The sequence below is a fragment of the Pseudomonas sp. RIT357 genome (genome assembly GCF_000632245.1).
Lineage (GTDB): Bacteria > Pseudomonadota > Gammaproteobacteria > Pseudomonadales > Pseudomonadaceae > Aquipseudomonas > Aquipseudomonas sivasensis.
Genome location: NZ_JFYX01000023.1, coordinates 428075 through 442875 on the forward strand (window position 1 = coordinate 428075; position 14801 = coordinate 442875).

Annotated in this window: 8 protein-coding genes and 1 pseudogene; 4 read left to right on the plus strand and 5 right to left on the minus strand. The window is 62.5% G+C overall.

The annotated features are described in order from the left end of the window. Positions 1–42 precede the first annotated feature (42 nt). Positions 43–240, plus strand: a complete 198-nt coding sequence (csrA, locus tag BW43_RS10680; protein ID WP_032888058.1) for a carbon storage regulator CsrA — start codon at positions 43–45, stop codon at positions 238–240. A gap of 7 nt (positions 241–247) precedes the next feature. Here the strand turns inward: csrA and BW43_RS10675 are convergent, their stop codons facing one another. From BW43_RS10675 to BW43_RS10660, 4 genes are all read right to left on the minus strand, one after another. Next, on the minus strand, positions 248–475 hold the full coding sequence (locus BW43_RS10675) for a YheU family protein (RefSeq protein ID WP_003192759.1): 228 nt from the start codon (positions 473–475) through the stop codon (positions 248–250). Positions 476–541: 66 nt separating this feature from the next. Continuing rightward, on the minus strand, positions 542–1735 hold the full coding sequence (locus BW43_RS10670) for an osmoprotectant NAGGN system M42 family peptidase (protein WP_032888060.1): 1194 nt from the start codon (positions 1733–1735) through the stop codon (positions 542–544). 193 nt (positions 1736–1928) lie between these two features. Continuing rightward, positions 1929–3677, minus strand: coding sequence for an N-acetylglutaminylglutamine synthetase (gene ngg, locus BW43_RS10665; RefSeq protein ID WP_032888062.1), 1749 nt, complete (start codon positions 3675–3677; stop codon positions 1929–1931). A gap of 3 nt (positions 3678–3680) precedes the next feature. Then, the gene (locus BW43_RS10660; protein WP_032888064.1) at positions 3681–5453 is read right to left on the minus strand and encodes an N-acetylglutaminylglutamine amidotransferase; all 1773 of its coding nucleotides are present in this window, start codon (positions 5451–5453) and stop codon (positions 3681–3683) included. A 236-nt stretch (positions 5454–5689) separates the two neighbouring features. On the opposite strand from BW43_RS10660, the pseudogene BW43_RS29610 reads away from it, so the two are divergent. Then, a pseudogene (locus tag BW43_RS29610) lies at positions 5690–5911 on the plus strand (NEL-type E3 ubiquitin ligase domain-containing protein); the annotation flags it as partial. Between the two features lie 31 nt (positions 5912–5942). Here BW43_RS29610 and mnmC read toward each other — a convergent pair. Further along, on the minus strand, positions 5943–7940 hold the full coding sequence (gene mnmC, locus BW43_RS10655; RefSeq protein WP_032888066.1) for a bifunctional tRNA (5-methylaminomethyl-2-thiouridine)(34)-methyltransferase MnmD/FAD-dependent 5-carboxymethylaminomethyl-2-thiouridine(34) oxidoreductase MnmC: 1998 nt from the start codon (positions 7938–7940) through the stop codon (positions 5943–5945). 208 nt (positions 7941–8148) lie between these two features. Here mnmC and BW43_RS10650 point away from each other — a divergent pair, with 208 nt between their 5' ends. Beyond that, a complete protein-coding gene (locus BW43_RS10650; protein ID WP_032888068.1) occupies positions 8149–12987 on the plus strand; it encodes an NEL-type E3 ubiquitin ligase domain-containing protein in 4839 nt (1612 codons plus the stop codon). Positions 12988–13089: 102 nt separating this feature from the next. Further along, a complete protein-coding gene (gene pap, locus BW43_RS10645) occupies positions 13090–14604 on the plus strand; it encodes a polyphosphate:AMP phosphotransferase (RefSeq protein WP_032888070.1) in 1515 nt (504 codons plus the stop codon). The last annotated feature ends 197 nt before the right edge of the window (positions 14605–14801 follow it).

The window sequence follows — 14801 nt, forward strand, 5'->3', positions numbered from 1 at the left end:
CGCGCATGGTCGAGGTCCTGTCACTCCAAAAGGACAAACGCCATGCTGGTCTTAAGCCGCGCTGTAGGCGAAATCATCTCCATCGGTGATGAGATCACCGTGCGCATCCTGGAACTGAACGGCGACCAAGTGAAATTCGGCATTGCCGCACCAGCGGGGATCAATGTGCACCGCGCCGAGGTGCATCAGAAAGTGCTCGAACGCCAAGCCACTCAACCCCAACCCGCCACCAACCCCTAGAACACCCTCAGTCGAACAGATGCTTGGGCACATCGTGCTTGAGCATCAACTGGCATTGCTCGCTTTCCGGGTCGAACACGATCAGGGCCTGGCCCTTGGTCAGCGCTTGGCGCACGCGCAGCACGCGGGTTTCCAGGGGCGTGTCGTCGCCATTGTCGGTGCCGTCGCGGGTCACGAAGTCTTCGATCAGGCGGGTCAGGGTGTCGACTTCAAGAGCGTCGTAGGGAATCAGCATACAAGCCTCAGATAGAGAATCCCGGCGATGCTACTGTGCCGGGACCCGGGTTGCCAGCAGTGGCTGTTACTCGCCTGAGGACTTGTTGCCCACCAGACTGTCCACCGACGGCACGCGCGTGTCGCTCTCCATCTGCGTTTCATGCTCGATTTGATGACTGAAGCGGTCCAGTGAACCCTGGGCCGGCTGCGCGTCGCTGGCAAAGACCGGCGGGCTGAGGATGTACGCGCCGAGCAAGCGGCTCAGCGCCGCCAGGCTGTCGATATGGGTGCGCTCGTAGCCGTGGGTCGCGTCGCAACCAAACGCCAGCAGCGCTGTACGGATATCGTGCCCGGCCGTCACCGCCGAGTGTGCATCGCTGAAGTAATAACGGAACAGATCGCGGCGCACTGGCAGGTCATTTTCCGATGCAAGGCGCAGCAGGTGACGGGACAGGTGATAGTCGTACGGCCCGCCGGAATCCTGCATCGCTACACTCACCGCATGTTCGCTGGAGTGCTGGCCGGGGGCGACCGGGGCGATGTCGATGCCGACAAACTCACTCACATCCCACGGCAGGGCTGCCGCCGCACCGCTGCCGGTTTCTTCCGTGATGGTGAACAGCGGATGGCAGTCGATCAGCAACGGCTCGCCGCTGTCGACGATGGCCTTGAGCGCGGCGAGCAGGGCGGCGACGCCCGCTTTATCGTCCAGGTGGCGTGCGCTGATATGCCCGCTCTCGGTGAACTCGGGCAGCGGGTCAAAGGCAACGTAGTCACCGACGCTGATCCCCAGGGAGTCGCAGTCGGCGCGGGTTGCGCAGTAAGCATCCAGGCGCAGCTCTACGTGGTCCCAGCTCACCGGCATTTCGTCCACGGCGGTGTTGAACGCATGCCCGGAGGCCATCAGCGGCAACACGCTGCCGCGAATCACACCGTTGTCGGTGAACAGGCTGACGCGGCTGCCTTCGGCAAAACGGCTGGACCAGCAGCCTACTGGCGCCAGGGTCAGGCGGCCGTTGTCCTTGATCGCACGCACGGCGGCGCCAATGGTGTCCAAGTGCGCCGACACAGCACGGTCGGGGCTGTTTTTCTGGCCCTTGAGGGTTGCGCGGATGGTGCCGCGGCGGGTCATTTCAAACGGGATACCCAGCTCTTCGAGGCGCTCGGCGACGTAGCGCACGATGGTGTCGGTAAAGCCGGTAGGGCTGGGAATGGCGAGCATTTCCAACAGCACTTTTTGCAGGTAGTTGAGATCCGGTTCGGGGATGGTTCGGCTCATAAAGACTCCTGATGAAATAAGGGCAACCCGTGGGGCTGTAGTGGCGAGCGGGCTTTTTGTGGTGAGCGGGCTTGACCTGCGCTGGGCTGCGAAGCAGCCCCTAGTCCAGGCAACGCGCGCTTCGAGTCAACACTCATTGGCAGGTTTTGGGGCTGGTTCGCAGCCCCGCGCGGCAAGCCCGCTCACCACAGGGTTATTGAGCCGTCGGCTGGCTATGGGGAAATAATAGGTCCACAAACTTCTCTGCCGTTGGTTGCGGTTCATGGTTGGCCAGGCCGGCCCGCTCGTTGGCTTCGATAAACACGTACTCAGGTTGATCGGCAGCGGGGACCATCAGGTCCAGACCGACCATGGGAATGTCGAGGGCACGGGCGGCGCGCACGGCGGCGTCGACCAGGGTCGGGTGCAGGATCGCGGTGACGTCTTCCAGGCAACCGCCGGTGTGCAGGTTGGCGGTGCGGCGCACGGCGAGTGTCTGGCCACGGGGCAGGACACTGCTGTAGTCATAACCGGCGGCGTGCAGGGTGCGTTCGGTTTCCGCGTCCAGCGGGATTTTGCTCTCGCCGTCGGTCGCCGCTTGACGTCGTCGGCTCTGCGCTTCAATCAGCGCGCCGATGGAGTGCTGGCCGTCACCGGTGACTTCAGCAGGGCGGCGGATAGCGGCGGCGACCACCTCGAAACCGATCACCAGGATGCGCAAATCCAGCCCTTCATGAAAACTTTCCAGCAGCACGCGGCTGTCAAATTGGCGCGCAGCCTCGATGGCCTGCTGCACTTCTTCGATACTGTGCAGATCCACCGCCACGCCCTGGCCTTGCTCGCCATCCAGGGGCTTGACGACGATGCGCTGGTGTTCATCGAGGAATTCCAGATTGTCATCAGCACTGCCCGCTAATTGTTGCGACGGCAGCTTCAAACCGGCGGCTTTAAGCGCCTTGTGGGTCAGGCTCTTGTCCTGGCACAACGTCATGCTGATCGCGCTGGTCAGGTCGCTCAAAGACTCACGACAACGCACGCGCCGCCCGCCGTGGCTGAGGGTGAACAAACCGGCGTCGGCGTCATCCACCTGCACATCAATACCGCGCCGGTGTGCTTCTTCGACAATGATCCGCGCATAGGGATTGAACCCCGCCTGCGGACCAGGGCCGAGGAACAGCGGCTGGTTGATGCCGTTCTTGCGTTTGATCGCAAACGTGGTCAGCGCGCGGAACCCGAGCTTGGCATAGAGGCTCTTGGCCTGGCGGTTGTTGTGCAGCACCGACAGGTCGAGGTAGCTCAGGCCCCGGCTCATAAAGTGTTCCACCAAGTGGCGTACCAACACCTCGCCCACACCGGGGCGCGTGCACTGCGGGTCGACCGCCAGGCACCACAGGCTGCAGCCGTTTTCCGGGTCGTGAAAAGCCTTTTGATGGTTGAGGCCCATCACGCTGCCGATCACTGCGCCGCTGTCTTCGTCCTCGGCCAGCCAGTACACCGGGCCGCCTTGATGGCGCGGCGTCAGGCGCTCGGCGTCAACCGGCAACATGCCACGGCACTGGTACAACTGGTTGACCGCCAACCAGTCGGCCTCGGTCTGCACGCGGCGAATACGAAAGCCGCGAAACACCCGGGTGGCGGGGCGGTAGTCAGTGAACCACAGGCGCAAAGTGTCCGAGGGATCGAGGAACAACTGCTGCGGATCAATCCCGAGGATCTGCTGCGGCGCGGCCACATACAGCGCGATGTCGCGTTCGCCGGGTTGTTCGTTGAGCAGTTCCCCCGCCAGGCTCGCCGGGTCCGGAAACGTATGGCCGATCAATAGCCGGCCCCAGCCGCAATGCACGGCAATGGGCTCGGCGGCCAGCGGGCTGCCATCTTCGGCGAGTCGGGCTTGCAGGCGCTCGTAGGTTGGCGCCTGGCCCTTCAGCAAGCGTTGGCTGTAAGCCGCTGCGTGGGGTTTCATCAATCAGATTCCTTGTTCGCTGAGCCACAGGTTCAGCGCTGCCAATTGCCACAGCTTGGAGCCGCGCAACGGGGTCAATTGGCCTTGGGGGTCGGTCAGCAAGCGGTCAAGCATGGCCGGGTTGAACAGGCCGCGATCCTGGCTCGGGTCCAGCAGCAATTCACGCACCCAGTTGAGAGTGTCGCCTTGCAGATGCTTGAGGCCGGGCACCGGGAAGTAACCTTTCTTGCGGTCGATGACTTCGCTCGGGATCACCCGGCGTGCCGCCTCCTTGAGCACTTGCTTGCCGCCGTCGGGCAACTTGAACTTGCCCGGGACGCGTGCCGACAGTTCCACCAGTCGGTAATCCAGGAACGGCGTGCGCGCTTCGAGGCCCCAGGCCATGGTCATGTTGTCGACGCGTTTGACCGGGTCGTCCACCAGCATCACCGTGCTGTCCAGGCGCAAAGCCTTGTCCACCGCCGCATCGGCGCCGGGCATGGCGAAATGTTCGCGTACGAAGTCGCCGGCGGCGTCGTTGGCGGTCAGCCATTTGGGCGCGACGGTGGCGGCATAGTCGTCGTAGCTGCGGTCGAAGAACGCCTCGCGGTAGGCGGCATACGGGTCGCTGGCGCCGTCGACATGCGGGTACCAGTGGTAACCGGCGAACAGTTCGTCGGCGCCCTGGCCGCTCTGCACCACTTTGCAATGCTTGGCCACTTCCCGCGACAGCAGGTAGAAGGCGATACAGTCGTGGCTGACCATCGGTTCACTCATGGCGCGGAAGGCGGCCGGGAGTTGATCGATGATCTCGCTTTCGGCGATGCGCAATTGGTGATGACGGGTGCCGTAGTGCTTGGCGATCAGGTCGGAGTATTGGAACTCGTTGCCTGCCTCGCCACCGGCGTCTTCAAAACCGATGGAGAAGGTGGACAGATCCTGCACGCCGACTTCGCGCAGCAGGCCAACGAGCATGCTTGAATCCACACCGCCGGAGAGCAATACGCCGACATCCACGGCAGCACGTTGACGGATCGCCACGGCTTCGCGGGTGCTGTCGAGTACGCGGTCGGTCCAGTCTTCCAGCGTGAGGTTTTTCTCGTCCTCATGGGGACCGTATGGCAGCGTCCACCAGGTTTTCTGTTCGGTGTTGCCATTGGCGTCGATGCGCATCCAGCTCGCTGGCGGCAGTTTTTCGATGCCTGCCAGCAAGGTGCGCGGCGCCGGCACCACGGCGTGGAAGTTCAGGTAGTGATTGAGCGCTACCGGATCGAGGATCGGGTTGATATCGCCGCCCTTGAGCAGCGCCGGCAATGCTGAGGCAAAGCGCAGGCGTTGACCGGTGCGCGACAGGTACAGGGGTTTTACGCCGAGACGGTCACGGGCGATGAACAGGCGCTGGGCGTCGCGTTCCCAGATGGCGAAGGCGAACATGCCATTGAGCTTGGGCAGCAGCGCTTCGCCCCAGGCGTGGTAACCCTTGAGCAGCACTTCGGTGTCACCACCGGAATAGAAGGCGTAGCCAAGGGCTTCCAGCTCTTCACGCAATTCCGGAAAGTTATAAATCGCGCCGTTGAACGCCAGGGACAGGCCCAATTGGGCGTCGACCATCGGTTGGGCGGAGCCGTCCGACAGGTCCATGATTTTCAGGCGTCGATGGCCCAGGGCAATCGGCCCTTGGGCATGGAAGCCCCACGCGTCAGGGCCGCGTGGCGCCAAGTGATGGGTGATTCGCTCCACCGCTGCCAGGTCGGCAGGTTGGTGATCGAAACGTAACTCGCCAGCTAATCCGCACATAAATTCCTTACCGGTTTTTCCGTTGGGGAGAGAAAAGGTCACCGCGCACAAATGGCGGGTACCCAGAAACTGACCGGGGTGCATCGGCGGAGTTTTAGATCAATCTGTTATAAGGCAAAAGGCCGTAGGTCGCGCATCAGCCAGGCGCCTACGCAAAACCGCAGCGCAGCAAGCGGGGTTTTTATACCGCTTTTGTCCGACATCGCCGGTTTAGCGTGGGCGTGGGCATGGGCTAAGTGGAAGCCGACATCACCCGCCTCAACGAGCAGAAAGCCCGCCAATTGTGGCTGGACGAGCGCTTGCCGCGCGATTCGCGCAGCACCTCCACCTGGCAGGGACTTAGGGATGAACCGGGTTCGGATGGCCTGTTCAAGCTGCTATCGGAGCTGGGTGGCACGGCGGACTCCATGAATGCCCGTGAAGACATGACGCACAGGGTCCGGCGCGTGCTGCAGGCGGCCGTCGATGACACGCGCTTGCGCGCGGCGATCAGCGCGCGGGCGTGTTCACGTTGCTGCGCACCAGCGCGCGCACCGCGAAGCGATTGGGGTGACACGCCTCGGCCACGCTGCGCGGCAGTGGCAGCGGTTCGTCGTGCAGCCAGGCGGCGAGCAGCTCGCCGCATAGCGGTGCGGTAATCAACCCGCGCGAACCGTGGCCGCTGTTGACGTACAGGCCGTCGAGCCACGGGCACGGCGCCTGCGGCACGTGGCGGGCGTCCTTGCGCAGCGCGGCGTAGGTGTCGGCGAACGTCGCGCTGTCTGCCAGCGGGCCGACAATCGGCAGGTAGTCGGGGCTGGTGCAGCGGAAGGCGGCGCGACCCTCAAGGTCCTCGGCCGGGAGGGCGTCGGCGTGCAGGCGCTGTACCAGGTCTGGGGAGATCTCGTGCAGCAGCGCCAGGTTGCCCGCGTGCTCGGCGGCGGTGGGCGTGAGGTCCTGGCTTTTGAAATCAAAGCTGGCGCCCAGGGTATGTTCGCCCAGGCGAGCCGGTGCCACGTAGCCTTCGGCGCACACCACGCTGCTCAGCGCTGCGCTGGCGGCGGTTTGCGGCAGGCGCGTGATCTGCCCGCGGATGCGTTTGAGTGGCAGCTCCGCACAGGCGGCAAACCGCGTGACCTCGGCGGCGCCCGCCAGCACCACCACCGGCGCGCTGGCCAGCAGGGTTTCACCGTCCCAGGCCTGCCAGTGGTCGTCGACTTTGCGCAGTTGCAGTACGTCACGATGGGTCAGCAACTCAACACCCGGTTGTGTGGCTTGCCACTGGCACAGTGCGGGCGGATGCACCCAGCCACCTTCAGGGAAAAACAGCCCGCCGGTTTGCAACGCGATGCCGGCCCGGACCTGGGCCTGATCCTTGTCCAGCAGATGCAGCAGGTCCGGAGCAAACGCCTGCGCCAATTGCGCCTGGCGTTCGGCTTCCTTGGCATTGAAGGCCAGTTGCAGCACGCCGCAGCCGTCCCAATCCACCCCGCGTTGCAGCTGTTCCAACAGGCGCCGGGTGTGCCCGAAGCCACTGACGATCATCTGGGACAACGCTGTGCCGTGGGCCGATAGCTTGAGGTACAGCACGCCTTGCGGGTTGCCCGATGCCTCTTCGGCCAAGCCGGCGTGGCGTTCCAGCAGGCTGACCTGCCAGCCGCGCGCCGCCAGGCTGGCCGCGCTGGCGCAACCGGCGAGGCCGCCGCCGATCACCAGGGCGCGGCGCTCGCCGTTAAATGCAGGTGGTCGCGCGAACCAGGGTTTGATGGCAGCCGGCGCGGGTGTCTCCGCTGGCCAGCCAAGGAACTCGCCGCGCAGGATTTCCCACTTGTGGCCAATCCCCGGCGTGCGCTTCATCTTGAACCCGGCGGCGTTGATCAGGCGCCGCACCCAGCCGGTGCTGGTGAAGGTGCTGATGGTCGAGCCCGGCGCGGCCAGGCGTGCCAGCTCGGCAAACAGCTCGGCGGTCCACATGTCGGGGTTTTTCGCCGGGGCGAAACCGTCGAGAAACCACGCGTCGATCTGCGCATCCAGTTGCGGTAGCTGTTCCAGAGCATCACCGATCAACAGGGTCAGGGTGACGCGGCCATTGTCCAGCACCAGACGCTGGAAGCCCTGGTGGATGGCGACATACTGCGCCAGCAACTGCTCGGCCCAGGGCTTGAGTTCTGGCCACAGGGCCAGAGCACGTTGCAGGTCGGCGTGGCTCAGGGGGTACTTCTCCACGCTGACAAAGTGCAGGCGGGCGCCGGGCACGGCGTGCTGATCAAACAACTGCCAGGCACACAGGAAATTCAACCCGGTACCAAAGCCGGTCTCGCCAATCACCAATCGTCCGCCCACGGGAAGCGCGGCAAAGCGCTGTTGCAGGTGGTTCTGTTCAAGGAACACATAACTGGTTTCGTCCAGGCCCGACTGATCGGAGAAGTACACGTCGTCGAAGACCCGCGAACGCGGGCGTCCCTGGTCGTCCCAGTCAAGTTGGGCATGTGGCGATACGGGGTTCATGGGCAACTCGGCAAAGGCAAGGCGGCCATTCTAGCCGATCGTGGCGGTGGCGACCGATCCGCGCTGGGCGGGGGTGGTAGCCCGCTGATACTTGCATGCAAAAAATGCCCGAATTGGTCCGGGTAACGATCAACTATCTGCGTAAATTCAAAGGCTTGCGTCGGGGTATGGTGAATGACTGATTAATGGGCAATAAGGGATATTGCAGATGCCGGACCAGGATGATTTGACCAAGACATGCACCCAATTGACACAGCGCCAGTTGCAAGCCGCGCTGCTGGAAATCACCAGCGACCTGCCCAAGGCCGAGGTCCTGCAAAAGCGCCTGCCGGGCTGGATGATAAACGCGCCCAAAGGTGTACTGGAGGCACTGGAACGGGACGCGGCGCAGATTGATGAGGCCAGGGCCGCAGTCGCCGGACGCCTGCTCCCATTACGCTCCCTGGATGAGTTTTGCAGTGCGCAATTGAAGGCTTACTGCCAGAAGCACTGGCAGGTCACGATTGAACCGCAGAAGGACCTGTTCGTGCGGGCCTTCTATGAATACCAGAAAGAAGTCCTGCCGCTGGATTATGTCAGGACCATCAAGCTGGAACAGCAGACCCTGCTGCACATGGCCCTGCAGAACTTTACCGAGGACGAGACGCAAGAGGCGCATTTTCCACAGCAGTCGCGGCTGCAATTCGGCTCAGCCTCACGCGGGGTGATCCCCGTCTCCGTGCAGGCATTTGCCAAGGGCTGTCGCGACCTTGATGTAGGCGGCTTGTATCAGCAGCACATCAGTGACGTGTTCAACCTTGACGCTGGCGCGCCGGGCGATGACGCCTACCTCAATGGTGTAGCGCTCGACATCGGTTGGATGAAAACCCTGGATGTGAAAATCGACGCGCACATTGCCTGCATGCGTGGCGATATCACCCGCGAGACCTATGACCTGTTATGCACACTGCTGGATCGGAAGATGGATCCTGAGCAGGCCAGGGGCCTGTTGTTTCAAGGGCGCCAGGTCATCTGGCAGGGCTTGAATGTGCTGGATTGCTGCCTGTGGAGCGTGCTGGTGTTTTCCGGCTGGCCAATTGCCGATTACCCGCAGGAGCCCTGTGTGGTGTACATGCCCAATGAGCCGGGGCGACCGTTTTTTGAGTACCCATCGCTCAACGACTTCAAGGTCTACTTGGACTTGAAGCTGGAAGTCAGCACCTACCGCACGTTCTTTGCGCGTTACCTGGGCGAAATAGACCGAGTCGGTTTTTTCAGCCGTTTTGACCAGCACCGTACCTTGGGCGTCTTGGAGGCCAGGGCCATCACCACTAGCCTGGCGCAGCACTTTTTTGCGACCTATGCGGGCAAACTGCAAATCGACGCCCGCACCCTGGCGGTCCCGGTGGTGGATGTCGACGAGCAGGTGCGCAAACAGCGTCTGCAGGAGTATCTGGACGCCGGGCTGACGTTGCTCAACCTTGCTGGTTTTATAGTCCCGGCATTGGGCCTGTTGATGACCAGCGTGGCGGTGGGACAGATGCTCGGCGAGGTGTACGACGGTATCGAGGACTGGCGCCGTGGCGACAAGGAGGAGGCGCTCGGACAGTTGGTGGCCGTGGCGCAGGACATCACGTCAATGGTGTTGTTCGCCGCGGGGGCCAAGGTGGTGGGCAAGGTCTTCAAGCGCACCCGACAAAGCTATGCCGGTTACTTTAAAACGTTGGAAGCGGTGCGTTCGAGGGATGGGCAGCCACGGTTGTGGCGGCCTGACATCGGACAGTATTCCCACGATCATCACCTGATCGACGACGTGGCTGCCGACGCGCAAGGCCTCTACCAGGTGGGCGCTCGCTCATACGTCAAAGTCGGCGACAATCTGCATCAGGTGACCTATGAGCCGCAGCAGGGACTGTGGCGGGCCAGCCACCGTACGCGGCAAACGGCCTATCGTCCGGTGATGCTGCACAACGGTGAGGGGGCCTGGCGTTTTTCATTCGAAGATCCCGAGGAGTGGGAAGACCAGGACTATTTGTTTTCCCGCCTGGAGCCGAGCAGTCGTCACCCCGCATTGGACTCGCGCAAGCTGAGGCTGGTTAACGACATCATCGACAAGCCCCACCGCTGGGGGTATCACCTGGCGCAGGAATGCCTGCCCTTTGGGGCGCGCTTTCGTGATCTGTATGAGCGTTTCCGGTTGGAGCAGTCGATTCGCGACCTGGTCTGGCTGTTGGAACGCGGGGGGTACCGCAATGGGCAAAGTGCGACCGCGCAAATGCACGCGTTGCCGCTGCTGCCGGGTTGGCCCCAAGGTCGTTATTTCGAGGTGCTGGATGCTCAAGGTGGCGTCACGGCGCGTTATCCCGCCGCCGGCCCGTTTGAGGCGTCTCAGGCATTGCGCCTCAGCGAGCAGGCCGTGGGTGAAGGGCAGGTGTTTGACGTGTTGCTGTCAGGCCTGGATACGCAACAAAAGGTCGGACTGTTGGGTGAAGGCGTGTCCGCCAATGAGGAGCACGCGGCGTTGGCGCGTCAATTGCTCGCACAGCTCAAGGCTGATCGAAGACCGTTGTTTGAACAGTTGTATCAGGCCTACGACGGGCCAGTGCCCGAGGAGTGGGCGCCGCTGCGTCAGGCCTGCCCGCAACTGCCCACCCGCGTGATGCGCGAGCTGATGGCCCAGGCGTCCTCCGTTGAGCGTCAAGCCCTGCGCGACAATCAGCGGGTGCCAATGGCCCTGGCAGAAGCGGTGCGCTTGAGCGCGGAGACACAGCGCCTGGATCGTGCTTTGGCCGGTTTCGAGCAGCCGGAGTTGGCCGGTCTCGACACCCAGTGTGTGGCGGTGCGCATGCTGGCGCGCGTCGAAGGTTGGGATAGCGCGTTGCAACTGGAATTGCGCCAGGATTCGCCCACCGGGTCACTGTTGGCCCTGGGCGCGAGGGAGGGCGCGAGCGTACGTCGAGTGGTGGTCAGTTCGGCGGCGGGCTTTGCGCCATTCGATGCCAACGGCGTCAGTATGGGGCCGACCCAGGCCGGTTCCGACGGGCTGTTCGAGGCGATTATACAAACGCTCTCGGACACCCAGCGCAGCGCCCTGGAACTCCCGCTGAACCCGAGCGAAGGTGGATGGAGGCTGCGCCGCAGGGTGGCGGCCCGCGCGCAGAGCGAGCGTGTGGTGGCGGGCGAAGCGTTTTCCGACAAGGCTGGCGAGCCACTGGAACAGGAGGTCTCCTGCCGCATGGCGGACTCTCCGACCAGCCCGCTGCCGCTCGCTTCGCCTCTGGTGCGCAAGGTGCGCAAAATCTATCCGCTGTTCAGTGACGTACAGGCAGCAGAGTTGTTGCGCAGCCTGGGGACGGATGCCCTGGCCCAAGCCAAGGCCGTTGCCCGTCTGCAGGCTGACCTGGAACGCCTGCGCACGGTCCTCAAACACTGGAAGAGCAACGTCGGCGACCTGGCGGCGCAGCCGGGCATGGGGGATGTCCGCGAGAGCCGCCAGCAAGTGGCCGAGCGGATTGAAGCCTGCTGGCGCCGCCAGAGCTTTGTCCTCGACGATCAACAAGTGCCCGTGCCGGGGCTGACATTGGATGGCATGCGCGTGGGCGCATTGCCGAACCTGCCCCCCGAAATCCGCTTTGACCATGTTCGGCAACTGTCCCTGAAAAACATGCGTCTGGGCGATGATGTGGCGTATTTCCTCAAGTGCTTCAAGGGGCTGCGGCGCCTCAACCTGGACCGCAACCGCCTGAGCCGGCTCCCGGAATACCTCTCGCGGATGCCCGAACTGAACAGTTTGTCCTTGCCCCACAATCAACTGGCGCTGACGACGTATACCCAGCGAAAACTGGCTGATATGCACACGCTGCGTTTGTTGGACCTGAGCCACAACCCCATCGAGGCGCATCTGGACGTGAGTAACATGCGCGATTTGCAAACCCTGTTACTGCAGGACGCCAGGCTGGTGGACCTGCCCGTCGGGATCGCACGCCTGGCCCATCTGGAACAGGTCGACCTGCGCAGCAACTGGATCACGGTATTGCCCGACTGGTTGTTTGCGTCGACACGCAGGTACAGCCAGGCGATCAATCTGGGTGGCAACCCATTGTCCTCGACGACAATGACGGCGCTGATTCGCTACCGCGATGCAGTGGGCATTGGCATGGGCTATGTGGAGGACGATCAGTCACGTTTCACCGAGTTGAAGGCCAGGCGGACCTGGCTGCCGGACGAGGTAGCGGCCGCCGATGCCGGCAAGCGGGCGATATGGGCCAACCTGCGCGACGATCCGGAATCGGTGCCGCTGATGACGTTGTTGGCGCAACTCTCCGGCGCCGCCGACAGCCGTTACGTGCGTGAGGACATGACCCGGCGTGTCTGGGAGGTCCTGCAGGCGACCCATGACAGCGTCGAGTTACGCGAGCAGGTGTTTCAACTGGTGGCCCATCCGGCGAACTGTGTCGATGGCGCGACAGAGATTTTCAGCCAGGTCGAAGTGCTCAAGGCCGTGGCGAACGCCACGCGCCAGGCCGGCCGTGGGCAAGGCAACTCCGGGGTGCTGCTGACCCTGGGGCGCGGCTTGTTTCGCCTCAGTGAGCTGGAAAAGATTGCGGCCACTTACGCCGCCGAACATGCCAGCGAAGACCCGCTGGAGGTCAGCCTGGCGTATCGGGTCGGTTTGGCGAAGATCCTGCAGTTGCCGGGGCAACCCAAACACATGCGCTACGGGTCATTGGCTGACTTGACCAGCGAGAACCTGGAGCGGGCGCATGAGCAAGTCCTCATTGCCGAGCTGTCGCCGGTATTTTTGCGGTTTATTGCCCAACTCTCGTTCTGGAAGGCCCATCTCAAACAGCAGTTTCCCGAGACGTTCAGGCGCGCTGCCGAGCCGTTTGACAGTCAACAGCAGGTGCTCTTCGAGAACAGTCAGAACCTCACCGATGGTGAATACCTGGCACAAATGGAAGGCCTGCGCGCGCCGCGCAGGCAGGCGATCAACGAGGTGATGGAGCGGCTGACCCAGCAGATGATGAAGTATCAGGACCTGGATATCTGCCATCTACCTGAAGACTAGCCGGCAGGGTTGCTGATTGATCCATGGCAAGCGCTATTCAATTGCTTGCCCGTGGTGCAGCCCAATCCGCTAGTCTTGATTGATCTTGGAAGGGAGTTGCCCATGTTCGAATCCGCAGAAATTGGTCACGCCGTCGACAAAGACACCTACGACGCCGAAGTACCGGCCCTGCGTGAAGCGTTGTTGGAAGTGCAGTACGAGCTGCAACAGCAAAAGCGCTTCCCGGTGATCATCCTGATTAATGGCGTCGAAGGTGCTGGCAAAGGCGAGACCGTCAAGCTGCTCAATGAGTGGATGGACCCGCGCCTGATCGAAGTCCGTACCTTCGATCAGCAAACCGATGAGGAACTGGCCCGCCCGCCGGCCTGGCGGTACTGGCGGCAGTTGCCCGCCAAGGGCCGCATGGGTGTCTTTTTCGGCAACTGGTACAGCCAGATGCTGCAAGGCCGCGTACATGGGCAGATCAAGGACGCGCGTCTCGATCAGGCCATCGCCGGTGCCGAGCGCCTGGAAAAAATGCTCTGTGATGAAGGTGCGCTGATCTTCAAATTCTGGTTTCACCTTTCCAAGAAACAGATGAAGGCGCGGCTAAAGGCCTTGGCCGACGACCCACTGCACAGTTGGCGCATCAGCCCGCTGGACTGGCAGCAATCACAGACCTACGACAAGTTCGTGCACTTTGGCGAGCGGGTGCTGCGTCGCACCAGTCGCGACTACGCGCCGTGGCATGTGATCGAAGGTGTCGACAGCAATTACCGCAGCCTCACCGTGGGCAAGCTACTGCTCGAAGGCATGCAAACCGCGTTGAAACTGCCCAAAGGCAAGGCCAGCGGCATGAACCCCGCGCCGCTGATACCGTCGGTGGACAAGAAGGGGCTGCTCGACAGCCTCGACTTGAGCCAGCATCTGGACAAGGACGATTACGAAGAACAACTGATCACCGAACAGGCGCGCTTCTCCGGCCTGATGCGTGACAAACGCATGCGCAAGCACGCCTTGATCACGGTGTTCGAAGGCAATGATGCGGCGGGCAAGGGCGGCGCGATTCGCCGGGTTGCAGCGGCGCTGGACCCACGCCAATACCATATCGTGCCGATTGCCGCGCCCAGTGAGGACGAACGCGCCCAACCGTACCTATGGCGGTTCTGGCAGAAGATCCCGGCGCGCGGCATGTTCACCGTGTTCGACCGCTCGTGGTACGGCCGCGTGCTGGTGGAGCGAGTCGAAGGTTTCTGCTCTGCGGCGGACTGGATGCGCGCCTATGGCGAGATCAATGATTTTGAAGAACAACTGCGTGATGCGGGCGTGATCGTGGTCAAGTTCTGGCTGGCGATTGACAAGGACACGCAGCTGGAACGCTTTCAGGCCCGTGAGGAAATCCCTTTCAAACGCTTCAAAATCACCGAAGACGACTGGCGCAACCGCGACAAATGGGACGACTACCGCGCGGCGGTGGGCGATATGGTTGACCGTACCAGCACCGAAATCTCGCCCTGGACCCTGGTGGAGGCCAATGACAAGCGCTGGGCGCGGGTCAAGGTGCTTCGCACGATTAACCTTGCTTTAGAAGAAGCGTTCGCCAAGTCCGACAAGCACGATAAAAAGAAGAAGAAATAACTACGCGGTTTGCGCGCCGTGCTGGTTGGGGAGCGCAGACTTTTTTTGGTGAGCTGGCGTTGTGTGGTGCGTTTGCTTTTTGTGGTGAGCAGGCTTTGTATGGTGGGTTCGCTTTTTGTAGTGAGCAGGCTTGCCCTGCGCTGGGGCGCGAAGCGGCCCCAATCCAGTCGCCGCGTTTCTCCAGGCAGAACCCAATG

Coding starts and splice junctions, on each gene's coding strand:
- csrA (WP_032888058.1), top strand. CDS start 43: ATGCTGGTCTTAAGCCGCGCTGTAGGCGAAATCATCTCCATCGGTGAT.
- BW43_RS10675 (WP_003192759.1), bottom strand. CDS start 475: ATGCTGATTCCCTACGACGCTCTTGAAGTCGACACCCTGACCCGCCTG.
- BW43_RS10670 (WP_032888060.1), bottom strand. CDS start 1,735: ATGAGCCGAACCATCCCCGAACCGGATCTCAACTACCTGCAAAAAGTG.
- ngg (WP_032888062.1), bottom strand. CDS start 3,677: ATGAAACCCCACGCAGCGGCTTACAGCCAACGCTTGCTGAAGGGCCAG.
- BW43_RS10660 (WP_032888064.1), bottom strand. CDS start 5,453: ATGTGCGGATTAGCTGGCGAGTTACGTTTCGATCACCAACCTGCCGAC.
- mnmC (WP_032888066.1), bottom strand. CDS start 7,940: ATGAACCCCGTATCGCCACATGCCCAACTTGACTGGGACGACCAGGGA.
- BW43_RS10650 (WP_032888068.1), top strand. CDS start 8,149: ATGCCGGACCAGGATGATTTGACCAAGACATGCACCCAATTGACACAG.
- pap (WP_032888070.1), top strand. CDS start 13,090: ATGTTCGAATCCGCAGAAATTGGTCACGCCGTCGACAAAGACACCTAC.